This is a genomic window from Pseudomonas fluorescens group sp. PF-69, from assembly GCF_054481235.1.
Map to the genome: position 1 here is coordinate 854,143 of NZ_JBTMNC010000001.1, position 24,582 is coordinate 878,724.

At 60.8% G+C, this 24,582-nt stretch carries 24 protein-coding genes and 1 pseudogene; 16 read left to right on the forward strand and 9 right to left on the reverse strand.

The window, feature by feature from the left end:
* Positions 1-20 precede the first annotated feature (20 nt).
* Together ACX3YF_RS03910 and aptA are read right to left on the reverse strand one after the other, a co-directional pair.
* The gene (locus ACX3YF_RS03910) at positions 21-1,514 is read right to left on the reverse strand and encodes a CoA-acylating methylmalonate-semialdehyde dehydrogenase (RefSeq protein ID WP_090465112.1); all 1,494 of its coding nucleotides are present in this window, start codon (positions 1,512-1,514) and stop codon (positions 21-23) included.
* A gap of 76 nt (positions 1,515-1,590) precedes the next feature.
* A complete protein-coding gene (gene aptA, locus ACX3YF_RS03915) occupies positions 1,591-2,940 on the reverse strand; it encodes an omega-aminotransferase AptA (protein WP_090328818.1) in 1,350 nt (449 codons plus the stop codon).
* A 139-nt stretch (positions 2,941-3,079) separates the two neighbouring features.
* Between aptA and ACX3YF_RS03920 the strand changes: the two genes are divergently transcribed.
* From ACX3YF_RS03920 to ACX3YF_RS03945, 6 genes are all read left to right on the forward strand, one after another.
* The gene (locus ACX3YF_RS03920; protein ID WP_047537148.1) at positions 3,080-4,000 is read left to right on the forward strand and encodes a LysR family transcriptional regulator; all 921 of its coding nucleotides are present in this window, start codon (positions 3,080-3,082) and stop codon (positions 3,998-4,000) included.
* A 92-nt stretch (positions 4,001-4,092) separates the two neighbouring features.
* Entirely contained in the window at positions 4,093-4,743 is a 651-nt protein-coding gene (locus ACX3YF_RS03925; RefSeq protein ID WP_047537145.1) for a TetR/AcrR family transcriptional regulator, read from the forward strand.
* A 7-nt stretch (positions 4,744-4,750) separates the two neighbouring features.
* Positions 4,751-5,332, forward strand: coding sequence for an IMPACT family protein (locus ACX3YF_RS03930; protein ID WP_458973434.1), 582 nt, complete (start codon positions 4,751-4,753; stop codon positions 5,330-5,332).
* Between the two features lie 533 nt (positions 5,333-5,865).
* Complete coding sequence (locus ACX3YF_RS03935; RefSeq protein WP_130206521.1) at positions 5,866-7,431, forward strand: ABC transporter ATP-binding protein; 1,566 nt, start codon at positions 5,866-5,868, stop codon at positions 7,429-7,431.
* 11 nt (positions 7,432-7,442) lie between these two features.
* Positions 7,443-8,549 carry an ABC transporter permease gene (locus tag ACX3YF_RS03940; protein ID WP_196587065.1) on the forward strand — a complete coding sequence of 369 codons (1,107 nt, stop codon included), beginning with the start codon at positions 7,443-7,445 and terminating at the stop codon, positions 8,547-8,549.
* Positions 8,549-9,475 (forward strand): ABC transporter permease, encoded by a 927-nt coding sequence (locus ACX3YF_RS03945; RefSeq protein WP_448645752.1) that lies wholly within the window; start codon positions 8,549-8,551, stop codon positions 9,473-9,475. Before ACX3YF_RS03940 ends, ACX3YF_RS03945 begins: the two co-directional genes overlap by 1 nt.
* Positions 9,476-9,537: 62 nt before the next feature.
* Here ACX3YF_RS03945 and ACX3YF_RS03950 read toward each other — a convergent pair whose 3' ends face one another.
* Positions 9,538-9,978: a hypothetical protein gene (locus ACX3YF_RS03950; RefSeq protein WP_130206516.1), complete on the reverse strand. Its 441-nt coding sequence runs from the start codon at positions 9,976-9,978 to the stop codon at positions 9,538-9,540.
* A 109-nt stretch (positions 9,979-10,087) separates the two neighbouring features.
* On the opposite strand from ACX3YF_RS03950, the pseudogene ACX3YF_RS03955 reads away from it, so the two are divergent.
* The 3 genes and pseudogenes from ACX3YF_RS03955 to ACX3YF_RS03965 all read left to right on the forward strand — a co-directional run.
* A pseudogene (locus ACX3YF_RS03955) lies at positions 10,088-10,219 on the forward strand (MerR family transcriptional regulator); the annotation flags it as partial.
* A gap of 15 nt (positions 10,220-10,234) precedes the next feature.
* Positions 10,235-10,924, forward strand: a complete 690-nt coding sequence (locus tag ACX3YF_RS03960) for an SDR family oxidoreductase (protein WP_130206514.1) — start codon at positions 10,235-10,237, stop codon at positions 10,922-10,924.
* Between the two features lie 164 nt (positions 10,925-11,088).
* Positions 11,089-12,447 carry an 8-oxoguanine deaminase gene (locus ACX3YF_RS03965; RefSeq protein WP_130206512.1) on the forward strand — a complete coding sequence of 453 codons (1,359 nt, stop codon included), beginning with the start codon at positions 11,089-11,091 and terminating at the stop codon, positions 12,445-12,447.
* Positions 12,448-12,562: 115 nt separating this feature from the next.
* Here ACX3YF_RS03965 and ACX3YF_RS03970 read toward each other — a convergent pair whose 3' ends face one another.
* The gene (locus ACX3YF_RS03970) at positions 12,563-13,654 is read right to left on the reverse strand and encodes a calcium:cation antiporter (protein WP_448645751.1); all 1,092 of its coding nucleotides are present in this window, start codon (positions 13,652-13,654) and stop codon (positions 12,563-12,565) included.
* Positions 13,655-13,942: 288 nt separating this feature from the next.
* Between ACX3YF_RS03970 and ACX3YF_RS03975 the strand changes: the two genes are divergently transcribed.
* The 3 genes from ACX3YF_RS03975 (at position 13,943) to ACX3YF_RS03985 (ending at position 17,183) form a co-directional block, all read left to right on the forward strand.
* A complete protein-coding gene (locus ACX3YF_RS03975; RefSeq protein ID WP_458973435.1) occupies positions 13,943-15,025 on the forward strand; it encodes a BMP family ABC transporter substrate-binding protein in 1,083 nt (360 codons plus the stop codon).
* A 157-nt stretch (positions 15,026-15,182) separates the two neighbouring features.
* A complete protein-coding gene (locus ACX3YF_RS03980) occupies positions 15,183-16,148 on the forward strand; it encodes a 2-oxoglutarate and iron-dependent oxygenase domain-containing protein (protein WP_458973436.1) in 966 nt (321 codons plus the stop codon).
* Positions 16,149-16,229: 81 nt separating this feature from the next.
* The gene (locus ACX3YF_RS03985; protein WP_103403227.1) at positions 16,230-17,183 is read left to right on the forward strand and encodes an adenosine deaminase; all 954 of its coding nucleotides are present in this window, start codon (positions 16,230-16,232) and stop codon (positions 17,181-17,183) included.
* 55 nt (positions 17,184-17,238) lie between these two features.
* Here the strand turns inward: ACX3YF_RS03985 and ACX3YF_RS03990 are convergent, their stop codons facing one another.
* The 3 genes from ACX3YF_RS03990 to ACX3YF_RS04000 form a co-directional block, all read right to left on the reverse strand.
* On the reverse strand, positions 17,239-18,621 hold the full coding sequence (locus ACX3YF_RS03990; RefSeq protein ID WP_458973437.1) for an MFS transporter: 1,383 nt from the start codon (positions 18,619-18,621) through the stop codon (positions 17,239-17,241).
* A 135-nt stretch (positions 18,622-18,756) separates the two neighbouring features.
* Positions 18,757-19,491, reverse strand: a complete 735-nt coding sequence (locus ACX3YF_RS03995) for an ArsR/SmtB family transcription factor (protein WP_103403229.1) — start codon at positions 19,489-19,491, stop codon at positions 18,757-18,759.
* 315 nt (positions 19,492-19,806) lie between these two features.
* Positions 19,807-20,736, reverse strand: coding sequence for a LysR family transcriptional regulator (locus tag ACX3YF_RS04000; protein ID WP_130206490.1), 930 nt, complete (start codon positions 20,734-20,736; stop codon positions 19,807-19,809).
* Between the two features lie 117 nt (positions 20,737-20,853).
* Here ACX3YF_RS04000 and ACX3YF_RS04005 point away from each other — a divergent pair, with 117 nt between their 5' ends.
* The 3 genes from ACX3YF_RS04005 (at position 20,854) to ACX3YF_RS04015 (ending at position 22,498) form a co-directional block, all read left to right on the forward strand.
* On the forward strand, positions 20,854-21,147 hold the full coding sequence (locus ACX3YF_RS04005) for a putative quinol monooxygenase (RefSeq protein WP_458973438.1): 294 nt from the start codon (positions 20,854-20,856) through the stop codon (positions 21,145-21,147).
* Between the two features lie 31 nt (positions 21,148-21,178).
* Entirely contained in the window at positions 21,179-22,192 is a 1,014-nt protein-coding gene (locus tag ACX3YF_RS04010; RefSeq protein WP_130206486.1) for a zinc-binding alcohol dehydrogenase family protein, read from the forward strand.
* 135 nt (positions 22,193-22,327) lie between these two features.
* Complete coding sequence (locus tag ACX3YF_RS04015) at positions 22,328-22,498, forward strand: hypothetical protein (RefSeq protein ID WP_167361795.1); 171 nt, start codon at positions 22,328-22,330, stop codon at positions 22,496-22,498.
* A gap of 8 nt (positions 22,499-22,506) precedes the next feature.
* Here the strand turns inward: ACX3YF_RS04015 and ACX3YF_RS04020 are convergent, their stop codons facing one another.
* Positions 22,507-23,703, reverse strand: a complete 1,197-nt coding sequence (locus ACX3YF_RS04020; RefSeq protein ID WP_198131610.1) for a multidrug effflux MFS transporter — start codon at positions 23,701-23,703, stop codon at positions 22,507-22,509.
* 92 nt (positions 23,704-23,795) lie between these two features.
* Positions 23,796-23,993, reverse strand: coding sequence for a cation transporter (locus ACX3YF_RS04025; RefSeq protein WP_047537090.1), 198 nt, complete (start codon positions 23,991-23,993; stop codon positions 23,796-23,798).
* Between the two features lie 160 nt (positions 23,994-24,153).
* Here ACX3YF_RS04025 and ACX3YF_RS04030 point away from each other — a divergent pair, with 160 nt between their 5' ends.
* Complete coding sequence (locus ACX3YF_RS04030; protein WP_130206482.1) at positions 24,154-24,537, forward strand: hypothetical protein; 384 nt, start codon at positions 24,154-24,156, stop codon at positions 24,535-24,537.
* Positions 24,538-24,582 lie beyond the last annotated feature (45 nt).

Genomic DNA, 24,582 nt, shown 5'->3' on the forward strand with positions numbered 1-24,582 from the left:
GGCCTTTTATCCCCTTCTACTTACAAGCTAGGGAATGCGAACTGCGACGCTTCGTGGCTCGCACGCTGCGGCCAACGCTGAGTGATGGCCTTGCGACGGGTGTAGAAGCGCACGCCATCCGGACCGTAAGCATGCAGGTCGCCAAACAGCGAACGCTTCCAGCCACCGAAGCTGTGATAAGCCACTGGCACCGGCAAAGGCACGTTGACGCCGACCATGCCGACTTCGATCTCATCGCAGAACAACCGCGCCGCTTCCCCATCACGGGTGAAGATGCAGGTGCCGTTGCCATACTCGTGATCGTTGATCAGTTGCATGGCTTCTTCCAGGCTGTTCACTCGAACCACGCACAGTACCGGCCCGAAGATCTCTTCTTTATAGATACGCATTTCCGGGGTGACGTTATCGAACAGGCAGCCACCCAGGAAGAAGCCTTCCTCGTGACCGGCCACGCTCAGGCCGCGGCCATCAACCACCAGTTTCGCGCCGGCTGCAACGCCGTCTTCAACATAACCGCTGACCTTGTCGCGCGCCTGACCTGTGACCAGCGGCCCCATGTCCAGACCGCAAGAGGTGCCAGCACCGATTTTCAATGCCTTGATTTGCGGTACAAGTTTGGCCACCAGCGCATCCGCCACCTGGTCGCCAACACAAACGGCTACCGAAATCGCCATGCAACGCTCGCCGCAGGAACCATAAGCGGCCCCCATCAGTGCGCTGACGGCGTTGTCCAGATCCGCATCGGGCATCAGCACCGCGTGGTTCTTCGCCCCGCCCAGCGCCTGGACGCGCTTGCCGCGCTTGGTGCCTTCGGAATAGATGTATTCGGCAATCGGCGTTGAACCCACGAAGCTCAGCGCTTTGACTTCCGGCGCTTCGATCAGTGCGTCCACCGCAGTCTTGTCGCCGTGCACCACGCTCAGCACGCCCTTCGGCAGGCCGGCTTCCAGCAGCAACTGTGCGATCAGCAGCGTCGAGCTCGGATCACGCTCGGAAGGCTTGAGGATGAAGCAGTTGCCGCACACGATCGCCAGTGGGTACATCCACAGCGGCACCATGGCCGGGAAGTTGAACGGGGTGATACCGGCCACCACGCCCAGCGGCTGGAAGTCGGACCAGGCATCAATGTTCGGACCCACATTACGGCTGTACTCGCCCTTGAGGATTTCCGGTGCCGCGCAAGCGAACTCGACGTTCTCGATGCCACGCTTCAGTTCACCGGCAGCATCTTCCAGGGTCTTGCCGTGTTCTTCGCTGATCAGTTGAGCGATGCGGGATTCGTTCTGCTCCAGCAGTTGCTTGAAGCGGAACATCACCTGGGCACGCTTGGCCGCCGGCGTGTTGCGCCAGGCCGGGAACGCAGCCTTGGCAGCATCGATAGCGCTCTGGATGGTTTCGCGGGTCGCCAGTGGCAGCTTGTGGATAGCTTGCCCCGTGGACGGGTTGAACACATCAACCGCGCGACCGTTCTCGGTCACCAGTTCGCCATTGATCAAATGCGGAATAACGCTCATGGAAGCTCCTGAAAAGTTGTCCACAGGCGCGCCCCAATCGGCGCGCCCGTTGTATGTATCTATATAGAAGGAGAAATCAGTCGATTTTGCTCAGCACTTCACCCACCGCGTCGAACAGACGATCAAGGTCTTGCGGCTTGCTGTTGAAGGTTGGGCCGAACTGCAGGGTGTCGCCGCCGAAACGCACGTAGAACCCGGCTTTCCAAAGCGCAATGCCCGCTTCGAACGGACGCACGATGGCGTCGCCGTCACGCGGAGCGATCTGGATCGCACCGGCCAGGCCGAAGTTGCGGATATCGATGATGTTTTTGGTGCCCTTCAGACCGTGCAACGCATTTTCGAAATGCGGTGCGACTTCGGCCACGCTCTGCACCAGGTTTTCCTTCTGCAACAGGTCCAGTGCCGCCAGGCCCGCAGCGCACGCCACCGGGTGTGCGGAATAGGTATAGCCGTGCGGGAATTCCACCGCGTATTCAGGGGTCGGCTGATTCATGAACGTCTGGTAGATCTCGGAGCTGGCAATCACCGCGCCCATCGGGATCGCACCGTTGGTGACTTGCTTGGCGATGCACATCAGGTCCGGGGTCACGCCAAAAGTGTCGGCACCGAACATGTTGCCGGTACGGCCGAAACCGGTGATCACTTCGTCGAACACCAACAGAATGCTGTGCTGATCGCAGATTTCGCGCAGACGCTTGAGGTAACCCTGTGGCGGAACCAGCACGCCAGCGGAGCCGGCCATTGGCTCGACGAATACCGCTGCGATGTTCGACGCGTCATGCAGTTCGATCAGCTTCAGCAGTTCGTCTGCCAAGGCGATACCACCCTGCTCCGGCATGCCACGGGAGAAGGCATTGCTCGCCAGCAACGTGTGCGGCAAGTGATCGACGTCCATCATTGCCTGGCCGAACAGTTTGCGGTTGCCATTCACGCCGCCGAGGCTGGTGCCGGCGATGTTCACGCCGTGGTAGCCACGGGCACGGCCAATCATCTTGGTCTTGGTCGACTGGCCTTTCAGGCGCCAGTAGGCACGCACCATCTTCACGGCGGTATCGGCGCACTCGGAACCCGAGTCAGTGAAGAACACGTGGTTCAGGTTACCCGGCGTCAGATCCGTAATTTTTTCTGCCAGCTGGAACGACAGCGGGTGGCCGTACTGGAAGCCCGGCGAGTAATCGAGGGTGCCCAGTTGCTTGGCGACTGCTTCCTGGATTTCCTTGCGGGTGTGCCCGGCGCCGCAGGTCCACAAACCGGACAGCGAGTCATAAACCTTGCGGCCCTTGTCGTCGATCAGCCAGCTGCCTTCCGCGCCGACAATCAAACGCGGATCGCGCTGGAAGTTACGGTTGGCGGTGTATGGCATCCAGTGAGCATCAAGCTTGAGCTGGCTGGCCAGAGAAGTCGGGGCGTTTTCGGGCAAGTTCATGAGCGAAACCTCGCAAGGCAATAAGCGGCGTAGGGATTGAAAACCGTTGTTGCAGCTAAGTTGCCACGGCGATAAAGTCGGTGAAATGCAACTTTTGTAACCTTCAGTCTGCCAACCGCTAAACATTCGAGTAGCCCGCATGAGCATTCGCCGTCCCGATCCACTGGCTCAAGTCAGCGACTTCGATATCCGCCTGTTGCGGATTTTTCGCAGCGTGGTTGAGTGTGGCGGCTTTTCCGCGGCTGAAAGCGTGCTCGGCATCGGTCGTTCGGCCATTAGCCAGCAAATGAGCGACCTGGAACAGCGCCTCGGCCTGCGCCTGTGCCAACGCGGTCGCGCCGGCTTTTCCCTGACCGAGGAAGGGCGTGAGGTCTACCAATCGGCGTTGCAGCTATTGAGTGCACTGGAAAGCTTCCGCACCGAGGTCAACGGCCTGCACCAGCACTTGCGCGGTGAATTGACCATCGGGCTGACCGACAACCTGGTCACCCTGCCCCACATGCGTATCACCCACGCGCTCGCGCAATTGAAAGAGCGCGGCCCGGACGTGCAAATCCAGATCCGCATGATCGCACCCAACGAGGTGGAACAAGGTGTACTCGACGGTCGCCTGCATGTCGGCGTGGTGCCGCAGGCGAGCGCGCTGTCGGGACTGGAATATCAACCGCTCTACAGCGAACGCTCGCTGCTGTACTGCGCGGTTGGCCATCCGCTGTTCTATGTCGATGACAAACAATTGGATGATGAACGCCTGAACAGTCAGGACGCCATTGCGCCGACCTTTCGTTTGCCGGCAGAAATCCAGGCCCATTATCAGGCGCTCAACTGCACCGCCAGTGCCTCCGACCGCGAAGGCATGGCGTTCCTGATCCTGACCGGGCGCTACATCGGTTACTTGCCGGACCACTACGCCAGCCTCTGGGTGCAACAAGGCCGGTTACGCGCCCTGAAACCCAACGCGCGCTTTTATGACCTGAGCCTCGCCTCGGTCACGCGCAAGGGCCGTCGCCCTCATCTGGTGCTGGAAAGCTTCCTCGAAAGCCTGGCCGCCACGCGCTGAACAAACGCAAATCCTGCGACGGGACTTGTCTGAAGCCCATGGGTGCGCTATCAACGCACTGGATGCACCCACCCACTTGTCCGGAAGTGCCTATGACCTTTGAAGTCCCAGCCCACGGTGGAAAGCCCGCCAGCCGCATTCGTCAGAAGAACGAAGAGACCATCATCAAAGCCGCCGAAGACGAGTTCGCCCGTCACGGGTTCAAAGGCACCAGCATGAACACCATCGCCCTGAATGCCGGGTTGCCGAAGGCGAACCTGCATTACTACTTCACCAACAAACTCGGTTTGTACGTGGCGGTGCTGAGTAACATCCTGCAATTGTGGGACAGCACCTTCAACACCTTGACCGCCGAGGACGATCCGGCTGAAGCCCTGACCCGCTACATCCGCGCCAAAATGGAATTCTCCCGGCGTCAACCGCAGGCGTCACGCATCTTCGCCATGGAAGTCATCAGCGGTGGCGAATGCCTGACCGAGTATTTCAACCAGGACTATCGCAGCTGGTTCCAGGGCCGGGCCGCCGTGTTTCAAGCGTGGATCGATGCTGGCAAAATGGACCCGGTCGATCCGGTGCACCTGATCTTCCTGCTGTGGGGCAGCACCCAGCATTACGCCGACTTCGCCACCCAGATTTGCCGTGTCAGCGGGCGCAGCAAGTTGACCAGGCAGGACATGGAAGACGCCGGCAACAACCTGATCCGAATCATCCTCAAGGGCTGCGGCCTGACTCCGACTATTTAAGACACCTATGCCATTTACCCTCAGTGGTTTTTGCGAATACCGCGAAGAGATTCGCAAAAGCCGCTTCATTACCTTCGCCGCACCGATCACCAGCCCCGCTGAAGCCCAGGCGTTCATCGAACAACACAGCGACTTGAATGCCACGCACAACTGTTGGGCATGGAAAATCGGCGATCAATACCGCAGCACCGACGACGGCGAACCGGGCGGCACGGCTGGCCGACCGATTCTGGCGGCGATCGAAGCGCAGGATTGCGACCAGGTCGTGGTGCTGGTGATTCGTTGGTATGGCGGCATTCAACTCGGTACCGGCGGACTCGCCCGGGCGTACGGCGGCGGTGCGAACAAATGCCTGCAGCCAGCACCGAAGATCGAATTGATCAGTCGGGTGCCATTGAGCTGTGCCTGCGCGTTTAGTGAATTGGCCCTGGTGAAGCTGCGGGTTGCGGAACTCGGTGGTCTGGTGGTGGAGGAAAACTTCACGGCCAATGGCGTGGAACTGCAGTTGGCGGTCGGTGCAAGTCAGATTGATACCCTGCAATCGCAGCTCGCCGATTTGAGTCGCGGACGCATTTTGTTGCAGCGTTGAGGCCTGCATTTTTTTGGGGCGCGCCGATTTCTCACATATTCCATACTTGCCCACATCAGCTGTGCACCCGACTGTGGATAACCTGAGCACATTCTGCTGTAACCCTTCTGTCATGCGGCTTTCAGGGCTTTGCTCACTTTTCGTCCAATTCGACATTGAAAACGCCAAATCCACGTAAAAACAAATAGTTAGAGCGGTTTATCACCTTTAGAAGATAGCCGTCGCGCGCTTATGCCCTCCCTTTGAGCTTGCGCACAAATACTGTGGAGCAATCTGTGGATAACCCGTTCATGGCCGCTGCCGCACCATGCCGGACACGGCTTGCGCTCAACTGCTCATTTTTTGATCAAAGGCTGCCGAGCGAAAGCGGAGCCCGATCAAAGGCGTTGCCCTCAAGTGGTGCCGAATTCGGGACCACTCCCAGCGAAGCGGCCTGCGCAACGCCTTGACTCATGGCGGTTTGAAAATTTCCTGACCCAATGGCCAGAAAATTGCTTTATCCACAGGCACAAGTCCATAGCACTGAGCCTGTCATGCCCAATCCCGTGCCACATCCCATTCAAGCGCCTCGCTTGCAACTGCGCAGCATCAGCAAGCGCTACCCTGGCTGCCTGGCCAACGATGACATCGACCTGAGCATCGCCCCGGGCGAAATCCATGCCCTGCTCGGCGAAAACGGCGCGGGCAAAAGTACCCTGATGAAGATCATCTACGGCGTCGTCCACGCCGATGCGGGGGAGCTGATCTGGCAGGGACAACGCGTGACCATGCGTAACCCGGCTCAGGCGCGCAGCCTCGGGATCGGCATGGTGTTCCAGCATTTCTCGTTGTTCGAGACCCTGAGCGTGGCGCAGAACATCGCGTTGGCCATGGGCGCGGCGGCTGGCACGCCGAAACAACTAGAACCGAAGATCCGTGAAGTCTCACAGCGTTATGGCATGGCGCTGGAACCGGAACGACTTGTCCACAGCCTCTCCATCGGCGAACGGCAAAGGGTGGAAATCATTCGCTGCCTGATGCAGGACATCCGCCTGCTGATCCTCGACGAACCGACTTCGGTGCTGACCCCGCAGGAGGCCGACGATTTGTTCGTCACCCTGCGCAGGCTCGCCGCCGAGGGCTGCAGCATTCTGTTTATCAGCCACAAACTCGGCGAAGTCCGCGCCCTGTGCCACAGCGCGACAGTACTGCGCGGTGGGCGGGTGGCTGGGCAATGCGTGCCTGCCGAATGCTCGGACCCGCAATTGGCGCGGTTGATGGTGGGCGAGGCCGCAGAACTGATCACCGATTATCCAAAGGTGCGCGGCGCTGAGGCCTTTTTGAAGGTAAAGGGTTTGTCCTGGCCCAACCCGGACCCCTTTGGCTGCTCCCTCAAAAACATCGACCTCGAAGTGCGTAGCGGCGAAATCGTCGGCATCGCCGGGGTGGCTGGCAATGGCCAGGACGAATTGCTGGCCTTGCTCAGCGGCGAAGAACGGCTGACCCGCGACGAGGGCACAACGATCTGCTTCGGCAGCGAAGCGGTTGCTCATTTGCGCCCCGACGCGCGTCGCCAGCGCGGCCTGGCGTTCGTCCCAGCCGAACGCCTGGGCCACGGCGCCGTGCCGGAACTGAGCCTGGCGGATAACGCCTTGTTGACGGCTTTTCAACAAGGGCTGGTGAGTAATGGCCTAGTGCAGCGCGGCAAAGTCGAAGCGCTGGCCGAAGAAATCATCCGTCGCTTCGGGGTCAAGACACCGGACAGCCAAACCCCGGCCCGTAGCCTGTCGGGCGGTAACCTGCAGAAGTTCATCCTCGGCCGGGAGATCCTCCAGCAACCGAAGCTGCTGGTGGCCGCGCACCCGACCTGGGGCGTTGATGTCGGCGCTGCCGCCACCATTCACCGGGCGCTGATTGCCTTGCGCGATGCCGGCGCGGCGATCCTGGTGATCTCCGAGGACCTCGACGAATTGTTCCAGATCAGCGACCGCCTCGCCGCCTTGTGCGGCGGGCGATTGTCGCCACTGCGCGCCACGGTCGACACCCGCCTGATCGATGTCGGCGGCTGGATGGCCGGCCGCTTCGACGCCCCTCAATCACCTGTATCCGCAACGCTTTAACGGAGTGTCACATGCTGCTTTCTCTTGAACCCCGAGGCCAGCAATCGCGCCTGATGCTGTGGTGCTCGCCATTGCTGGCGGCGGTCCTGACGCTGGGCTGCGGCTCGCTGCTGTTCATTGCGCTGGGACATGACCCGCTGCTGACCTTGCACACCTTGCTGATCGCGCCGGTCAGCGACTGGTATGGCGTGTCCGAATTGCTGGTCAAGGCCTTGCCGATTCTGCTCTGCGCACTGGGCCTGGCCGTGGCCTATCAGGCGCGGATCTGGAACATCGGCGCCGAAGGTCAACTGTTACTCGGTGCGCTGGCCGGCAGTGCGCTGGCGGTGAACATCATCGATATGCAAAGCCGTTGGGCGCTGGTGCTGATCCTGCTCACCGGCACCTTCGCCGGCGCGGCATGGGCCGGTCTGACCGCATGGTTGCGCACGCGCTTCAATGCCAATGAAATCCTCACCAGCATCATGCTCAATTACATCGCCCTGAACCTCTTGCTGTATTGCGTCCATGGCCCGCTGAAAGACCCGGAAGGCTTCAACTTTCCGCAGTCGGCGATGTTCGGCGATGCCAGTCGCTTGCCGTTGCTGACAGAGGATGGGCGAGTGCATGCCGGGGTGTATTTCGCCCTGCTCGCGCTGGTGGCGGTGTGGGTGTTGTTGCAGAAAAGCTTTGTCGGTTTCCAGATCAAAGTACTTGGGCTGGACAAGCGCGCGGCCGGTTTCGTCGGCTTTCGCGAGAAGCGCCTGATCTGGCTCGCGCTGTTGATCAGCGGCGGTCTGGCAGGGCTGGCCGGCGTCTGCGAAGTCACCGGCCCGATCGGTCAATTGGTGCCACAAGTGTCGCCCGGCTACGGCTACGCGGCGATCACCGTGGCCTTTCTTGGTCGGTTGAATCCTGTCGGCATTCTGTTTTCCAGCCTGTTGATGGCGCTGCTGTACATCGGTGGCGAGAGCGCGCAAATGAGCCTGAACCTGCCCCAGGCGATCACGCAATTGTTTCAGGGGATGATGCTGTTTTTCCTGCTGGCCAGTGATGTGCTGATTCTCTATCGCCCGCGTTTGAACCTGCGCTGGTCCCGCCGCGCCCCCACCACCGCCGTACACGCAGGAGCGCTGTGATGGATATCGATCTGCTGAGCAATATTTTCTACGCCATGGTGCGCTGCGGCACGCCCTTGCTGCTGGTGGCATTGGGTGAACTGATCTGCGAGAAAAGCGGCGTACTCAATCTGGGCCAGGAAGGCATGATGCTGTTTGGCGCGGTGATCGGTTTCATCGTCGCGTTCAGTACCGGCCACTTGTGGCTGGGGGTGTTGCTGGCGATGCTGGCCGGGATGCTGTTGTCCTCGCTGTTTGCACTGGTGGCGCTGGTGTTCAATGCCAACCAGGTGGCCACCGGCCTGGCGCTGACGATTTTTGGCGTGGGCCTGTCGACCTTCGTCGGCGCGGCATGGGTTGGTAAACCACTGGCGGGTTTCGAACCCTTGGCGATCCCTTACTTGAGTGAAATTCCGCTGATCGGACGCATGCTGTTTGCTCAGGATCTGCTGGTGTATCTGTCGTTCACCCTGTTTGCGCTGGTGGCCTGGGTGATTCTGAAAAGCCGCATCGGGCTGATCATCCAGGCGGTCGGGGAAAACCCGGACGCGGCCAGTGCCATGGGCTTGCCGGTGCTGGGCGTGCGCGCATTGGCGGTGTTGTTCGGCGGTGCGATGGCCGGGTTGGCCGGGGCGTATCTGTCCCTGGCGTACACGCCGATGTGGGCGGAAAACATGAGCGCCGGACGCGGCTGGATTGCCCTGGCGCTGGTGGTGTTTGCCAGTTGGCGGGTGTGGCGTCTGCTGCTTGGCGCCTACCTGTTCGGGCTCGCCAGCATTCTGCACCTGGTGGCACAGGGATTGGGGCTGGCGATTCCGTCGAGCCTGCTGGCGATGCTGCCGTACGTGGCGACCATTGTGGTGCTGGTGCTGCTGTCCCGGGATGCGGTGCGCACCCGGTTGTATGCGCCGGTGTCGTTGGGGCAGCCGTGGCAGGCCGGGCATTAAGCGGTGACCGAGCGAGCCTCTTCGCGTGCAGGCTCGCTCCCACCTGACAGCGTCTTGCGCAATTACTGTGCCTGACGCACACCCTGTGGGAGCAAGCCTGCTCGCGATGGCGTCCGCACAGGCAAAACCTGTGCAATGCCCCACGCCAGTTCAAAAATCAAGAAAACAACCAACAATGAACTCGCGCCATGGGCCAAGGCATAAGCCTGCCAGGCCGCAAACAGGAATCGGCCCACCGCGTCATACCGACCGTATATCAACTGCGGATCACGAATCCGCAGCACCGCCCACACGCACACAATCGAGCCCAACAGGTTCGCCATCAACATGTGCACGGGCTCGAACAGTGGTAACGAACCTGGCAAATCGAAAGCCTGACTCACACTGACCATCACCGCATGCAATGCCGCAAAACTCCACGGCGTGGCGAACGCAGCGGTCACGATCAAGTCATACCAGGCACTGCCGCGCACCAGTCGGCGATATTGCGTAGAAGTCCACATCGGCGTCGCTCCATTAAATCAGGGAGCAACAAGGCTAAAGCCTGGAGTATGCTCCAGGGTCAAGCCCCTTTTAGACGTCGTGATACGCATCGGTGAATTAGCCCAGGCCAGTGCCGTCACGCAATTGCTGCACGACAAGCTCACGCTGATCGAAACCCGCCTGGCTGAATTGGGTGCACTGCGAAACGAGTTGCAGCAACGGCTCGGTCAACGCTGTCCACTGAATCCATGCCCCGACTGAACAAGGAAGCCCCTCATGTCCACGGCAAAAACCGCACTCATCATCGGCGCCTCCCGGGGCCTGGGCCTCGGGCTGGTGAAAACCCTGCTGGCCGACGGCTGGCACGTCACCGCCACCGTGCGCAACCCGCAGAACGCCGCGGCCTTGCAGGCCTTGGGCAAGGTGCGGATCGAGAAACTCGACATGGACGACCAGCAACAGGTCATCGCACTGAGTCAACAGCTCAACGGCGAAGTGTTCGACCTGCTGTTCGTCAATGCCGGGGTCAAGGGGCCTGACGTGCAGACGCCGAATGGCGGTGCGACGCTGGCCGACGTCGGTCAGCTGTTTTTCACCAACGCCGTAGCGCCGATCAACCTGGCTCAGCGTTTCGTCGGGCAGATCCGGCCGGACACCGGCGTGCTGGCGTTCATGAGTTCGGTGCTGGGCAGCGTGACCATGCCGGACGCGCCGGAACTGGCGCTGTACAAGGCCAGCAAAGCGGCGCTGAACTCCATGACCAACAGCTTCGTCACCCAACTGGGCGAACAGAAGCTGACCGTGTTGTCGCTGCACCCGGGCTGGGTGAAGACCGACATGGGCGGTGAAGGTGCCGACATCGACGTTGAAACCAGCACCCGTGGTCTGGTTGATCAGGTGAATGCGTATGTCGGCAAGGGCGGACATCACTTTGTGAATTACCGTGGCGAGACCATTCCCTGGTAACACACAACCCCCTGTGGGAGCCGGTTGCTCTGTCGGACGAGGCTTGCCGGGAAAGCCGTTTTGATCGAAACTCCGCACCTCGCCTCCCCGGCGACCCTGGATCAGCAGACAGGGCAACACTGAGCTGGCAACCCTGAACCCCACTTTCAGAGGAGCCGGCCAACATGCCTGCGACCCGTACCTGGTTAAAAAATCCCCTCGCCATTTTCACGGCCAACGGTCTCGATGCCCGTGGCGGCCTGGTGCTGCAAGACGGCGTAATCGTCGAAGTGCTCAGCCTCGGTCAACAACCTTCGGCACCGTGCAATGAAGTGTTCGACGCCCGCGAGCACGTGATCCTGCCGGGCCTGATCAACACCCATCACCATTTCTATCAAACCCTGACCCGCGCCTGGGCGCCGGTGGTCAACCAGCCGTTGTTCCCGTGGCTGAAAACCCTGTACCCGGTCTGGGCCCGACTGACCCCGGAAAAACTCGCCCTCGCCACCAAAGTCGCGTTGGCCGAGTTGCTGCTGTCCGGTTGCACCACCGCTGCCGATCACCACTATCTGTTCCCCGAAGGCCTGGAAAACGCGATCGACGTGCAGGTTGAAAGCGTGCGCGAACTGGGCATGCGCGCCATGCTCACGCGTGGTTCCATGAGCCTCGGTGAAAAGGACGGCGGCCTGCCACCGCAACAAACCGTGCAGGAAGGCCAGGTGATTCTCGACGACAGCCAGCGCCTGATCGCCGAGTACCACGAACGCGGCGACGGCGCACAAATCCAGATCGCCCTGGCGCCCTGCTCGCCGTTCTCCGTGACCCCGCAAATCATGTCCGCCAGCGCCGAACTGGCCAACAAGCTTGATGTGCGCCTGCACACTCACCTGGCCGAAACCCTCGACGAAGAAGACTTCTGCCTGCAACGCTTCGGCCTGCGCACTGTGGATTACCTGGACAGCGTCGGCTGGCTCGGCCCGCGCACCTGGCTGGCCCACGGCATCCACTTCAACCCGGATGAAATCGCCCGCCTCGGCGCCGCCGGCACCGGCATTTGCCATTGCCCGAGCTCGAACATGCGCCTGGCCTCCGGCATTTGCCCGACCATCGAATTGACCGATGCCGGCGCGCTGCTCGGCCTTGGCGTGGATGGCTCGGCCTCCAACGATGCGTCGAACATGATGCTTGAAACCCGGCAGGCGCTGTACATCCAGCGCCTGCGCTACGGTGCCGAGAAGATCACGCCGGAACGCGTGCTGGGTTGGGCGACCAAAGGCTCGGCGAGCCTGTTGGGCCGTACCGATATCGGTGAGATTGCCGTGGGCAAGCAAGCCGACCTGGCGCTGTTCAAGCTCGACGAACTGCGCTTCTCCGGCAGCCACGATCCGGTATCGGCGCTACTGCTGTGCGGCGCGGATCGCGCGGATCGGGTGATGGTCGGTGGCAAATGGCGAGTGATTGATGGACAGGTCGAGGGGCTCGACCTCAAAGGCTTGATTGCCGATCACAGCCAGGCGGCACGGCAGTTGATCGCCGGGACCTGATCCGACCACCGTCCCTGTGGGAGCGGGCTTGCTCGCGATGGAGGATCAGTGACATGGACGTTGACTGTCACACCATCGCGAGCAGGCTCGCTCCCACAAGGGATTTGTTGGGGATTCAAAGTCCCAGCAGCGACAACATGATAAAGGTCGCAAACAGCACAAAGTGGGTCATGCCTTCGATGGCGTTGGTTTCGCCATCGTTGAGGTTGATTGCGCTGACGATCAGGGTGATGAAGATCATCACGGTCTGCCCCGGGGTCATGGCCATCTGGAACGGCTGGCCGGTGTAAAGCGCCATTGCTTCCGTCGCCGGCACCGTCAGAATCACCGTCGACAGCGACGCGCCCAAAGCGATGTTGACCACCGCCTGCATGTGGTTGGCCAGCGCCGCGCGCAACGCGGTCAGAATCTCCGGTGCCGCGGAAATCGCCGCCACCAGGATCGCCGTAACCACCGGCGGGGCGCCCGTCCCTTCCAGGCCCAGATCAAGGGTCTTGGACATCACTTCGGCAAGCGCGCCAATCACCACCACCCCGAACACCAGGATGCCGATGGACAACGTCAGGTTGATGGGTGCCGGTTCGCTTTCCAGGGGTTCCTTCTTGCGACGCTTGTCCGGATAGCTGTAGCTGAAAAAATAACTGTGCGGCCCGACTTGCATGCGCAGGAACAAAGCGTACAGCAACACCATCGCGCCAATGGTGAAGGCCGAGTAGAGCTTCCAGTTGGCCTCGGGAATGAACTCCGGCACCACCATCGACACCCCCATGGCGGTAAGGATCATCACGCTGTAGCTTCGCGCCGAATCATCGTTGTAGGACTGCTCGCCATGTTTGAGCCCGCCCATCAACGCCGCCAGACCGAGGATGCCGTTGATATCGAGCATCACCGCCGAATAAATCGTGTCCCGCACCAGAGTCTTCGAGGCTTCGTTACTCATCATGATCGCCAGGATCAGCACCTCCACCAGCACGGCGGCCAGGGTCAGGATCATGGTGCCGTAGGGGTCGCCGACTTTCTCCGCCAGCAATTCGGCCTGGTGAGCGACGCGCATGGAGGCAGCGACGATGAACGCAATCAACAGCAGTCCGCCGGTCAGTGCGATGGCCTGGCCGCTGTGCAGCAACCAGTGCTCCAGCGCGAAGGCAACAACCGCGGCAATCAGGGCCAGCAGCAGAAAGGTTTCTTGCTTGAGAACGGTGAGCATGTCGGGCCTTTTGCCGTGAAGGAGCGGATAAGCGACTGACTGTGAAGCGGCGCTAATAATTCGCAACACCTTAACGCACCAGCGCATTGCAGCCGTACAAGGCCATGCACTTTTTTTGGCCCTGCCGGCCTCTTCGCGGGCAAGCCCGCTCCCCCGGGGCTAACGGTGCTGTTGTGGGTACAAGCTTGCTCGCGAGGGCCGTATGCGATTCAGAGCCATTTTGTTGTCTTGTTGGTCAGCAATTTGCATTGACCCTGCCAACCACACAACAACATGGAGTTCCAATTCATGCACAAACGTCCGTTGAAGAAGCTGCTTTGCGCCATTACGGCGGCCATCGGTCTGAGCGCCAGCCTGTCCGCCAGTGCCACCGACCCGCTGAAAGTCGGCTTCGTCTATATCGGTCCGATCGGTGACCACGGCTGGACGTATCAGCATGAACAGGGACGCAAGGCACTGGCGGAAAAATTCGGTCCGCAGATCACCACCAACTACGTGGAAAACGTCGCCGAGGGTGCCGACGCCGAACGGGTGATCCGCAACATGGCCAAGGACAAGTACGACCTGATCTTCACCACCTCCTTCGGCTACATGAACCCGACGCTGAAAGTCGCCAAACAATTTCCCAACGTGACCTTCGAACACGCCACGGGCTACAAACAGGACAAGAACCTCGGCACCTACCTGGCGCGCACCTACGAGGGTCGCTACGTCGGCGGTTTCCTCGCGGCGAAGATGACCAAGACCAAGAAGATCGGCTATGTCGCATCGTTCCCGATCCCGGAAGTGATCCGCGACATCAACGCCATTCAACTGGCCCTGAACAAGTACAACCCCGGCACCGAGATCAAGGTGGTGTGGGTCAACTCGTGGTTCGATCCGGGCAAGGAAGCCGATGCCGCCAACGCGCTGATCGACCAGGGCGTGGACGTGGTGTTCCAGCACACCGACAGCCCGGCACCGATCCAGGCCGCAGAACGTCGTGGCGTGTATGCCGTCGGCTACGCTTCGGACATGGCGCACTTCGGGCCCAAAGCGGTGCTGACGTCCATCGTCAATGACTGGGCCCCGCACTACATTCAGGCAACCCAGAGCGTGATCGATCATGCCTGGAAATCCCAGGACTACTGGGGCGGCTTGAAAGAAGGCACGGTTGAACTGCCGATCAGCGACCTGGTGCCGGCGCCGGTGAAAGCCGAAGCCGAGCAGATCATCGCCGACATCAAGAGCGGTGCATTGCACCCCTTCAGCGGGCCGATCAAGGATCAGGCCGGTGTCGAGAAAATCCCGGCGGGCGTGAGCGCGACCAATGCGGAGCTGGCGTCGATGAATTACTACGTGGAAGGCATGAAGGCCGAGATGCCGAAGTAATCCAGCGATCAACACAAAACCCTGTGGGAGCGGGCTTGCCCGCGATAGCGGACATTCAGTCAACAAAGATGCAGGATGTGCTGACGTCATCGCGGGCAAGCCCGCTCCCACAGGCTCCCCAGCGTTTTCCCGTTTGCGTACTCATCAGGACAATCGCATGACCAGCCTTCCCATCATCGACATCGCCCCGCTCTACAGCGACGACCAGAACGCCTGGTCTGACGTCGCAACGCAAATCGACCACGCTTGCCGCGAATGGGGCTTTTTCTATATCAAGGGCCACCCGATCAGCGCCGCACGGATCGACGCCGTACTCGACAGCGCCAGGCGTTTCTTCGCTCAACCTGCGGCCGAAAAGCTCAAGATCGACATCACCCAGACCCGCCACCATCGCGGATATGGCGCCATCGCCACCGAGCAGCTTGACCCGAGCAAACCCAGCGACCTCAAAGAGACCTTCGACATGGGTCTGCACCTGCCCGCCGACCATCCCGAAGTGTTGGCGGAAAAACCCCTGCGTGGCCCGAATCGTCATCCGTCAGTGCCAGGCTGGGAAGCACTGATGGAGCAACACTACCTCGACATGCAGGCCCTCGCGCAAACGCTGTTGCGGGCGATGACCCTGGCGCTGGGGATCGAACGCGACTTTTTCGATACGCGCTTCAACGAACCCGTCAGCGTCTTGCGGATGATCCACTACCCGCCGCGCCACACGGCCAGTTCCGCCGAACAGCAAGGTGCCGGTGCCCACACCGATTACGGGTGCATCACCCTGCTCTATCAAGATGCCGCCGGCGGCCTGCAAGTCCGGAACGTAAAAGGCGAATGGATTGAGGCGCCCCCCATCGAAGGCACGTTCGTGGTCAATCTGGGGGACATGATGGCGCGCTGGAGCAATGACCGTTACCTGTCGACGCCACACCGGGTGATCAGCCCGCTGGGCATGGATCGCTATTCGATGCCGTTCTTCGCCGAGCCACACCCCGACACGCGCATCGAATGCCTGCCCGGCTGTCAGGATGAGCTGCACCCGGCGAAATACCCGACCACCACCTGCGCCGAGTTCCTGCTCTCGCGCTTCGCCGATACCTACGCCTATCGACGGGAACAGCAAGCGGTGTGATGAACCCCTCGGTCAGGTTTTACCAATTGTTGCAGCGAGCACCTGTAGAATGGCGACCATTGCACCTGATGAGAACAGACTATGTACGACTGGCTGAACGCCCTGCCCAAGGCAGAACTGCACCTGCACCTTGAGGGTTCGCTGGAACCCGAGCTGCTGTTCGCCCTGGCTGAACGCAACAAGATCGCCCTGCCGTGGAGCGACGTCGATACCTTGCGCAAGGCCTACGCCTTCAACAACCTGCAAGAGTTCCTCGACCTGTATTACCAGGGCGCTGACGTGTTGCGCACCTCCCAGGATTTCTACGACCTGACCTGGGCCTACCTGTTGCGTTGCAAGGCGCAGAACGTGATTCACACCGAACCGTTCTTCGACCCGCAGACTCACACCGACCGTGGCATTCCATTCGAAGTGGTGCTCAACGGCATCGCCGCCGCGTTGAAGGACGGTGAGCAGCAACTGGGAATCACCAGCGGTTTGATCCTGAGTTTCCTGCGTCACCTGAGCGAAGAACAAGCACAGAAGACCCTCGATCAGGCGCTGCCATTCCGTGACGCGTTCGTCGCCGTCGGCCTGGACAGTTCCGAGATGGGCCACCCGCCGAGCAAGTTCCAGCGCGTGTTCGATCGTGCCCGCGGCGAAGGCTTCCTCACTGTCGCCCACGCCGGTGAAGAAGGTCCGCCGGAGTACATCTGGGAAGCCCTCGACCTGCTGAAAATCCAGCGCATCGACCATGGTGTGCGCGCCATCGAAGACGAGCGCCTGATGCAACGCATCATCGATGAGCAAATCCCGCTGACCGTGTGCCCGTTGTCGAACACCAAGCTCCGCGTGTTCGATCACATGTCGCAGCACAACATTCTCGACATGCTCGAGCGTGGCGTGAAAGTGACCGTGAACTCGGATGACCCGGCGTACTTCGGCGGTTACGTCACCGAAAACTTCCATGCGTTGTACACCGATCTGGGCATGACCCAGGACCAGGCCAAGCGGTTGGCGCAGAACAGCCTGGATGCACGTTTGGTAAAACCGTAACCACACCGCAAAACCAATGTGGGAGCGCGCTTGCTCGCTCCCACAGGGTCAGCATTTAGCCGATGGACACCGGCTCGCTCAATTCCTCCAGTGTCTTGCCCCGCGTCTCCATCCCGAACACCCAGACCACCAGCGCCGCCAACGCAAAACACAACGCCCCCAGGGCGAACACCCCGCCCTGCCCGGTTATCGGGAACACCAGCCCGGTCACCAGAGGCCCGAGCAGCGAGCCCACGCGACCAATCGCCGAGGCAAAACCCGAGCCGGTGGCCCGCGCCGATGTCGGGTACAGCTCCGGCGTGTAGGTATAGAGCACCGCCCACATGCCGAACAGGAAAAACTGCATCAGCAACCCCGAGGCGATCAGCAGGCTGACGTTGCCGCCAAACACCGCACTCTGCCCATAAAGAAACGCCATCACCCCGCCGCCGAGCAGCGTCACGACGCACACCGGCTTGCGTCCCCAGCGCTCCACCAGCCAGGCCGCCATCAGGAAACCGGGAATCCCGCCGAGGGAAATCAACACCGTGTAGTACACCGACTGAGTCACGGCAAAACCCGACTGTTGCAGCAAGGCACTGAGCCAGGAGGTCAGGCCATAGAAGCCGAGCAAGGCGAAGAACCAGACGCTCCAGATCATCATCGTGCGCTGGCGATACAGCGGCGACCAGATCTGCCTCAGTGCCGAGAAAAAGTTGCCCGGTTGACTGGCCACCTGCGGCAGGCGAATCGGCTCGGGCAAGTGCGAATGGCCCAATGAAGCCCTGACGCGCTCCTCGATACGCCCCAATACGGTATCCGCCGCCTCATGGTGACCGGCCTGCTCCAGCCAGCGCGGTGACTCGGGAATGAAAAAGCGGATCGCCAGGACGAACACCGCCGGCACCGCCAACACCAGGAAAATATCCCGCCAACCAATCACCGGCAGCAGGAAGTAGGAAAGCACCCCGGCCGCGACGAAGCCCAGCGGCCAGAAACCGTCCATCAAGGCGATGTAGCGTCCGCGCCGTTTGGCCGGAATCAGTTCGGACAGCATCGACTGAGCAATGGGAAACTCCATGCCCATGCCGATCCCCAACAGGATTCGGAACAACGTCAGTGTCTCTATCGTTTGCGCCGTGGAACACAGGTAGCTGGCGAGCCCCCACAACACGATGCTCCACTGGAACACCGGCTTACGCCCGAAGCGGTCGGCCAGCATTCCGGACAGCGACGCGCCCACCACCATCCCGAAAAAGCTCGAACTGGCCAGCAGCCCGGCCTGCGCGGTGCTCAGGCCGAACTCGGCTTTGATGGAACCGAGCAGGAACGTCATCATCGCCAGGTCCATGGAGTCGAAGAAAAACGCCAGGGCGATAATGATGAAAATGACGCGGTGATAACCGCTGATGGGCAGTCGTTCCAGACGTTCTGCCGCGCTGTAGCTTCGTGTGTCCATACCGCATCCCCCAATCCAGGAAGTCCCCGGTTCGAGTGTGCGTGATAGCCATGGAGGGTTATTGCTGGATGCGACCTGTCCGGGCTTCTGCACGACGTCTGGCGCCCCAACCCCAGACGTCAGCCTGAAAAAGCCCTAGAGCGCCAGTTCCAGCTCGGTTTCCTTGGCAAAGCGGTGAATTTCACGCTGCCCGGCGGCGGTAATCTGCAAGGCCCGCGAATCGTTGGCCAGGCTCAACCAACCTGATTGCATGAACAGCTGCAACAACGCAGCCCCCAATGAGCCGCCCAGGTGAGCACGTCTTTCGCTCCAGTCCGGGCATGCGCACGCGACCCGGCCGTTGCGATGGGCCAGTGCCTGGATGTAGACACCACGGGCCGCGAGCTCCGTCGAACCCTTGAACGTGATCGTGACACGCTGATCGAACTGTTCGATCCAGCCTGAATCCAGTAACCGCTGATACAGGTCAGCGGCCAGTGTGCCGCCCAAATGATCATCGCAAAGTCGGGCACGCAACAATGGCGAACGGGTCGGCAGCGATTTGGCCAGGGGCGCGGTGCGTTTGAAAATGTCAGGGATATTCTGTGGCGTGCTGGCAATCGTCGCACTGGCCAGGGCTTCGATCGCCGCTCCGATTTCAGGGGCGGCCAGGCGAAAGAAACGCTTGCGCCCGCGGGGCTCGACCTTCAGCAGACCTCCGGCGGACAAACGCCCCAGATGCGCACTGGCCGAAGAGGGTGACAGACCCGCCAACAACGCCAACTCTTCGGTCTGTCGTGCCGAGCCGTCCATCAAGGCCCACATCATTGCGCTGCGCTTTGGGTCAGCCAGCAAGGTGGCTATCTGGCTGATGCAAGGTGCATGTTCCATGTATTCACTCCCTGTTGAATCGTTTCGTCTACTGCCCACGGGACATCTTGAGCAGTAATGTGTCGTCGGCCAAGACGCGATAACCGCCATTCACCGGACAAAACCATCGCTCACTCAAGCCCTCACCGGACAAGGGTTGCAGAGGGCAGACGACGGGATATGGGGCAAGGTCGGCTCCAGCGAGGCCTCGCCATTCGGATCGACGGTGCGGACATGAGGCGAGCGCTAGTATAGGCGGGTTGGCGCCTGGTTCCTGCCCTCCGCGAAGCGTTGGTGGTGATAGTTCCTGAGGGAAATTTCGCTTTTTTCCTGCGATTAATGATCGATGCCCGCCAACCCCGGAAAATGACTGCTCAACCGCGCACATCGGCTGGCCAGCATTTCTCGCAAAAGGTTCACTGGCTTACTCAGTTGGGCGCGATGGGCGCACAGCAGATTCAGCGGTGCGCGCTCGCAGAGCAGCTCGGGCATCAGCACCTTCAAACGGCCGGCGAGTACATCGGCCGCCACATCAAGCCAGGATTTGTAGGCGACTCCAGCCCCTGCCACCGCCCACAAACGCACCACGTCGGCATCATCACTGAAGCGATCGCCACTGACGGTCAGGCTGACCGCGCGCTTGCCATCGTGGAAACTCCAGTGGTCGTGGACGCGACTGCCGAGCATGAACAGCAGGCAATTGTGTTGGGCCAGTTGCTCCAATTGCCGTGGCTCGCCATGCCGGGCCAGATAATCCGGTGAAGCGCAGAGGACTCGCCGGTTCTGCGGGGCGATGGGCAATGCCACCAGGCTGGAGTCTTCCGGCTCGCCATAACGCAAGGCAATGTCCACCGGCTGACGAAAAAGATCGGCGATGCGGTCGCCCAGCAACAGACGCACGGTGAGTTTCGGGTGCTCGCGCTGAAACTCGTCGAGCCAGGGCAACAACAGGTTGCGACCGAAGTCCGACGGTGCCGACAACTGCAACACGCCGCTGACCTGGTCCTGCCCGCTGGCCAACAAACGCCGGCCCTCGTCGAGATTGCTCAGGGCCGCCCGGGCGTATTCGAGAAAGCCTTCGCCCTCGACGGTCAGACGCAAGCTGCGGGTTGAACGGGCCAGCAGGCGGGCGCCGAGCTGCTGTTCGATGCGTTTCAAGGCGGCACTGGCCACCGCCGCCGACATGTCCATACCCCGCGCGGCCGCCGACAGACTGCCCAGGTCCGCCGCCCGGACAAACAACTGCAAGTCATCGAAACGCAGCATTTGAAGCCTCGATTATCAAAAAAATATTGAAAGAGACTGCTCTTTTAGCGGGTTTTATCTTCACTAGAAATAGCCAATCATCTCTCCATCGAAATCACCCCGTTCCCGGAGTCGAAGATGTCCCAGCCTTTTACCGCTATCGCCACCCTCATCGCCAAACCCGGCCAGCAGGGCGCCCTCGAACAGCACTTGCGGGCGCTGGTGGAGCCGACTCGTGCCGAGGCGGGTTGCGGGCAATACGATCTGCATCAGGACCTGGCCAATCCACTGGCCTTCTACATGATCGAGCGCTGGAGCAGCGATGAAGCCCTGCAAGCCCATGACGCCAGTGCCCATATCCAGCACTTGCGCGCCAGGGCCGGGGATTTTCTCGAACACTTCGAACTCAAGCGCCTGCAAGCCCTCGCCTGATTCTTTCTTCTATTAGTTAACGGAGCCCTCCATGAAAGCCATCGCCTATTACGCCTCCCTGCCGATCAGCGACGAAAAATCCCTGCAAGACATCGAACTGCCGGAGCCTGTCGCCGGGCCCCGCGACCTGTTGGTGGAAGTCAAAGCCATATCGGTCAACCCGGTGGACACCAAGGTCCGCCAGAACGTCCAGCCTGAGGGCGGCGCGGCCAAGGTGCTGGGCTGGGACGTGGCCGGTGTGGTCAAAGCCGTTGGCAGCGAAGTGACCCTGTTCAAGACCGGCGACAAGGTGTTCTACGCAGGCTCCATCGCCCGCGCCGGTGGTAACAGCGAACTGCACGTGGTGGATGAACGGATCGTCGGCCACATGCCCAAAACCCTGGGATTCGCCGAAGCGGCCGCCCTGCCGCTGACCGCCATCACGGCGTGGGAACTGCTCTTCGAACGCCTGCAAGTACGCGAAGGCAACGTCGATGAAGGCCAGAGCCTGCTGATTGTCGGCGCAGCCGGCGGTGTCGGCTCGATCCTCACGCAACTGGCGAAACAACTCACTGGCCTGAACGTCATCGGCACCGCTTCGCGTCCGCAAACCCAAAGCTGGGTGAAAGCCTTGGGCGCCGACCGGGTGGTCGATCACAGCCAGCCGCTGAGCGAAGCACTCAAACACGCCGGTATCGAACACGTGACCCACGTTGCCAGCCTGACCCAGACCGATCATCACCTCGATCAACTGGTCGAGGCATTGGCACCGCAAGGCAAGCTGGCACTGATCGATGACCCGAAAACCCTCGACGTGACCAAGCTCAAGCGCAAGAGCCTGTCACTGCACTGGGAGTTCATGTACACCCGCTCACTGTTCGAAACCGCCGACATGATCGAGCAGCACAAACTGCTCAATCGCGTGGCACAGTTGATCGATGCCGGGACGCTGAAAACCACGGTTGGCGAGCACTTCGGCACAATCAACGCGACGAATTTGCGTCGAGCCCATGCGCTGCTCGAGAGCGGAAAGTCCAAGGGCAAGATTGTGCTGGAAGGCTTCTAGGCCGATGGCTTCGGTGTCGCCCCGAGCACGGGCGACACCGTCAGTCAGAAGCTTGATCCTTGTCACAATTGCGATCGTATTCAGGACTACAATTGACACCTCTGTGAGACACATTTTTATCTGAGGAGGTCAGTAATGAAGATCCTGATAAAAGAATTGGCAAAGTCCCAGTGGCAAGTTCGTCTGGACCAACATGCGGTGACTTTCCGCAGCGAAGCCGAAGCCCGCGCCTTCACCAACACGCTTGAAGCGCGCTTGCAGGCCCCCCATCAAATTCCCGACCGTCAGCAGCGAGCTGCCGGCTGAGTCCGCCCTCAGACCTGGGCTTGCACCAACGCCCGGGCATTCTGCAAGCGTCGGGTAAGCATTGCCGCGCTCACCACCAGAATGCCGCACAGGCTGATGACCATGGCCATCGGCATCGCGCTGCCGTCGTGTAAAACGCCCACCAGCGCGGAAGCTCCGGCGGCCACACTGAATTGCAGGCAACCGAGCATCGCCGAGGCGCTGCCGGCGCGGGCGCCCTGGCCGTTCATCGCGCAGGCCGAGGCGTTGGGCAGGATGCAACCCAGGCTGGCGATGCAGACAAACAGCGGAATCAACAACGGCCAAAGCTGTGCGGTATGCAGCGCACTGACGGCGAGCAAGGCCAGGCCGGCGCCGAGGTAGATCCACACCGTGCGCGCCAGCAGGAACGCCGGGCCACGCCGGGCCAACAGCCGTGCATTGACCTGGGCCACCAGAATGAAACCCGCCGCATTGGCCCCGAAAAACCAGCCAAAATGTTCGGCCGGAACACCATAAAGTTTGATGAAGACGAATGGCGAACCGGCGATGTAGGAAAACATCCCGGCGATGGCGATACCACCGGTCAGCGCGTGGCCGAGATACACCGGATCCTTCAACAGCCGTCCGTACTGACGCAACGCCCCGGACAAGGGTTGGCGCGGCAAATGGGCGGGCATGCTTTCCGGCAATCCGAGGGCTACGGCCAGACCGGCCAACGCGCTGAAACCGGTCAGCACCAGGAAGATCGACTGCCAACCCGCGGTGTTGACCAGCACACCGCCGAGCATCGGCGCAAGAATCGGCGCCAGCCCCATGACCAGCATCAACTGCGAAAAGACTTTCGCCGACCCCACTGCATCGCATTTGTCGCTGACCACCGCCCGTGAGATCACCATCCCCGCACACCCGCCCAGCGCCTGGACGAAACGCGCGCCGATGAGCCAATCGAGGTTCGGCGCATAGGCGCAGGCCAGAGAGGCAGCGGTGAACAGCCCGACGCCGATCAACAGGGGAATGCGTCGCCCAAAGCGATCCGCCACCGGGCCATAGGCCAATTGACCGATGGACAGACCAAAGAAGTAGGCCGCCAGCGTCAGCTGCACATGTTGCTCATCGGTAGCAAAGGCAAGCGCCATGGCCGGAAAGGCCGGCAAGTAAAAATCGATCGCCAGCGGACCGAACGCGCTCAAGGCGCCGAGAATGAGGATTGTGCGCAGGTTCATCAGGCATCCAGTTGGGCAGAGTCAGCAGCCCGACAGTCTAGCCGTGCACGGATGCCTTGAACATTCAGATAGCTCGCTAACTATTAAAAAAATCAGGCTAACTTGACGTCATAACCTTCTTCGCTGATCGCCGCGATCACCTGTTCGGCGCTCAGCGAACTTTCGACGCCCACTTCTTTCGCCGCCAGATCGACACGCACACTGGCGGCCGCATCCCTGGCCTGTACCGCAGCCGTGATGGCTTTGACGCAATGGCCGCAGGACATGCCTTCAACATTGAATACTTGCATGGGACAACTCCTTGAATGAGGTTTTTTAAAGAGGCGACGCGCAGTGTCGAGCTTGCCACCATGGCAAGGTCAAGTTCTGAAATAATCTGCCGGGCTGGCAATCGGCGTCGCGCTCGGCCAAGCTGCGTCCATCTATGACTCGATCTCAGGAGATTCAGCCATGCGCTGGTCAGCTTTCAGCCTGTTTGGCTTTCTCAGCCTTTTCGCCGCCATGCCCTCGGCCAATGCTGCCGGGGAGGACTATGGTGTACTGATCATTTCCCGTGAACGGCTGGAAGTGTCGACCAGCTGCGAGATTGGCGTTTACATCCAGGATCAGTTGTCGGCGCGGTTGTTCCAGGAGCAAAGCACTTCGTTCAATCTGCCGCCGGGCAATGTCTCGCTGCGCCTGAAACTGCTGCCCGGCCAGGCACCTGGCTGCAATCCGGGCATGTTGGCGCCGGGCTCGCAAAACATCACGCTTCGGGCCGGGGACGTGCTGAAGTTCCGGATTGCGATGACGCAGGAAGGGATGTACCTCAAACAAGCAGCGCTCGAGTACTGATCAGCACCTGATGTGGGAGCGAGCTCCCACTATTTACGCTGGCAG

Coding starts and splice junctions, on each gene's coding strand:
- ACX3YF_RS04025 (WP_047537090.1), bottom strand. CDS start 23,993: ATGCAAGTATTCAATGTTGAAGGCATGTCCTGCGGCCATTGCGTCAAA.
- ACX3YF_RS03990 (WP_458973437.1), bottom strand. CDS start 18,621: ATGGACACACGAAGCTACAGCGCGGCAGAACGTCTGGAACGACTGCCC.
- ACX3YF_RS04005 (WP_458973438.1), top strand. CDS start 20,854: ATGTCCCAGCCTTTTACCGCTATCGCCACCCTCATCGCCAAACCCGGC.
- ACX3YF_RS03975 (WP_458973435.1), top strand. CDS start 13,943: ATGCACAAACGTCCGTTGAAGAAGCTGCTTTGCGCCATTACGGCGGCC.
- ACX3YF_RS03945 (WP_448645752.1), top strand. CDS start 8,549: ATGGATATCGATCTGCTGAGCAATATTTTCTACGCCATGGTGCGCTGC.
- ACX3YF_RS03995 (WP_103403229.1), bottom strand. CDS start 19,491: ATGGAACATGCACCTTGCATCAGCCAGATAGCCACCTTGCTGGCTGAC.
- ACX3YF_RS03960 (WP_130206514.1), top strand. CDS start 10,235: ATGTCCACGGCAAAAACCGCACTCATCATCGGCGCCTCCCGGGGCCTG.
- ACX3YF_RS04000 (WP_130206490.1), bottom strand. CDS start 20,736: ATGCTGCGTTTCGATGACTTGCAGTTGTTTGTCCGGGCGGCGGACCTG.
- ACX3YF_RS03930 (WP_458973434.1), top strand. CDS start 4,751: ATGCCATTTACCCTCAGTGGTTTTTGCGAATACCGCGAAGAGATTCGC.
- ACX3YF_RS03965 (WP_130206512.1), top strand. CDS start 11,089: ATGCCTGCGACCCGTACCTGGTTAAAAAATCCCCTCGCCATTTTCACG.
- ACX3YF_RS03985 (WP_103403227.1), top strand. CDS start 16,230: ATGTACGACTGGCTGAACGCCCTGCCCAAGGCAGAACTGCACCTGCAC.
- ACX3YF_RS04020 (WP_198131610.1), bottom strand. CDS start 23,703: ATGAACCTGCGCACAATCCTCATTCTCGGCGCCTTGAGCGCGTTCGGT.
- ACX3YF_RS03920 (WP_047537148.1), top strand. CDS start 3,080: ATGAGCATTCGCCGTCCCGATCCACTGGCTCAAGTCAGCGACTTCGAT.
- ACX3YF_RS03980 (WP_458973436.1), top strand. CDS start 15,183: ATGACCAGCCTTCCCATCATCGACATCGCCCCGCTCTACAGCGACGAC.
- ACX3YF_RS03970 (WP_448645751.1), bottom strand. CDS start 13,654: ATGCTCACCGTTCTCAAGCAAGAAACCTTTCTGCTGCTGGCCCTGATT.
- ACX3YF_RS03940 (WP_196587065.1), top strand. CDS start 7,443: ATGCTGCTTTCTCTTGAACCCCGAGGCCAGCAATCGCGCCTGATGCTG.
- ACX3YF_RS04015 (WP_167361795.1), top strand. CDS start 22,328: ATGAAGATCCTGATAAAAGAATTGGCAAAGTCCCAGTGGCAAGTTCGT.
- aptA (WP_090328818.1), bottom strand. CDS start 2,940: ATGAACTTGCCCGAAAACGCCCCGACTTCTCTGGCCAGCCAGCTCAAG.
- ACX3YF_RS03950 (WP_130206516.1), bottom strand. CDS start 9,978: ATGTGGACTTCTACGCAATATCGCCGACTGGTGCGCGGCAGTGCCTGG.
- ACX3YF_RS04010 (WP_130206486.1), top strand. CDS start 21,179: ATGAAAGCCATCGCCTATTACGCCTCCCTGCCGATCAGCGACGAAAAA.
- ACX3YF_RS03910 (WP_090465112.1), bottom strand. CDS start 1,514: ATGAGCGTTATTCCGCATTTGATCAATGGCGAACTGGTGACCGAGAAC.
- ACX3YF_RS03935 (WP_130206521.1), top strand. CDS start 5,866: ATGCCCAATCCCGTGCCACATCCCATTCAAGCGCCTCGCTTGCAACTG.
- ACX3YF_RS04030 (WP_130206482.1), top strand. CDS start 24,154: ATGCGCTGGTCAGCTTTCAGCCTGTTTGGCTTTCTCAGCCTTTTCGCC.
- ACX3YF_RS03925 (WP_047537145.1), top strand. CDS start 4,093: ATGACCTTTGAAGTCCCAGCCCACGGTGGAAAGCCCGCCAGCCGCATT.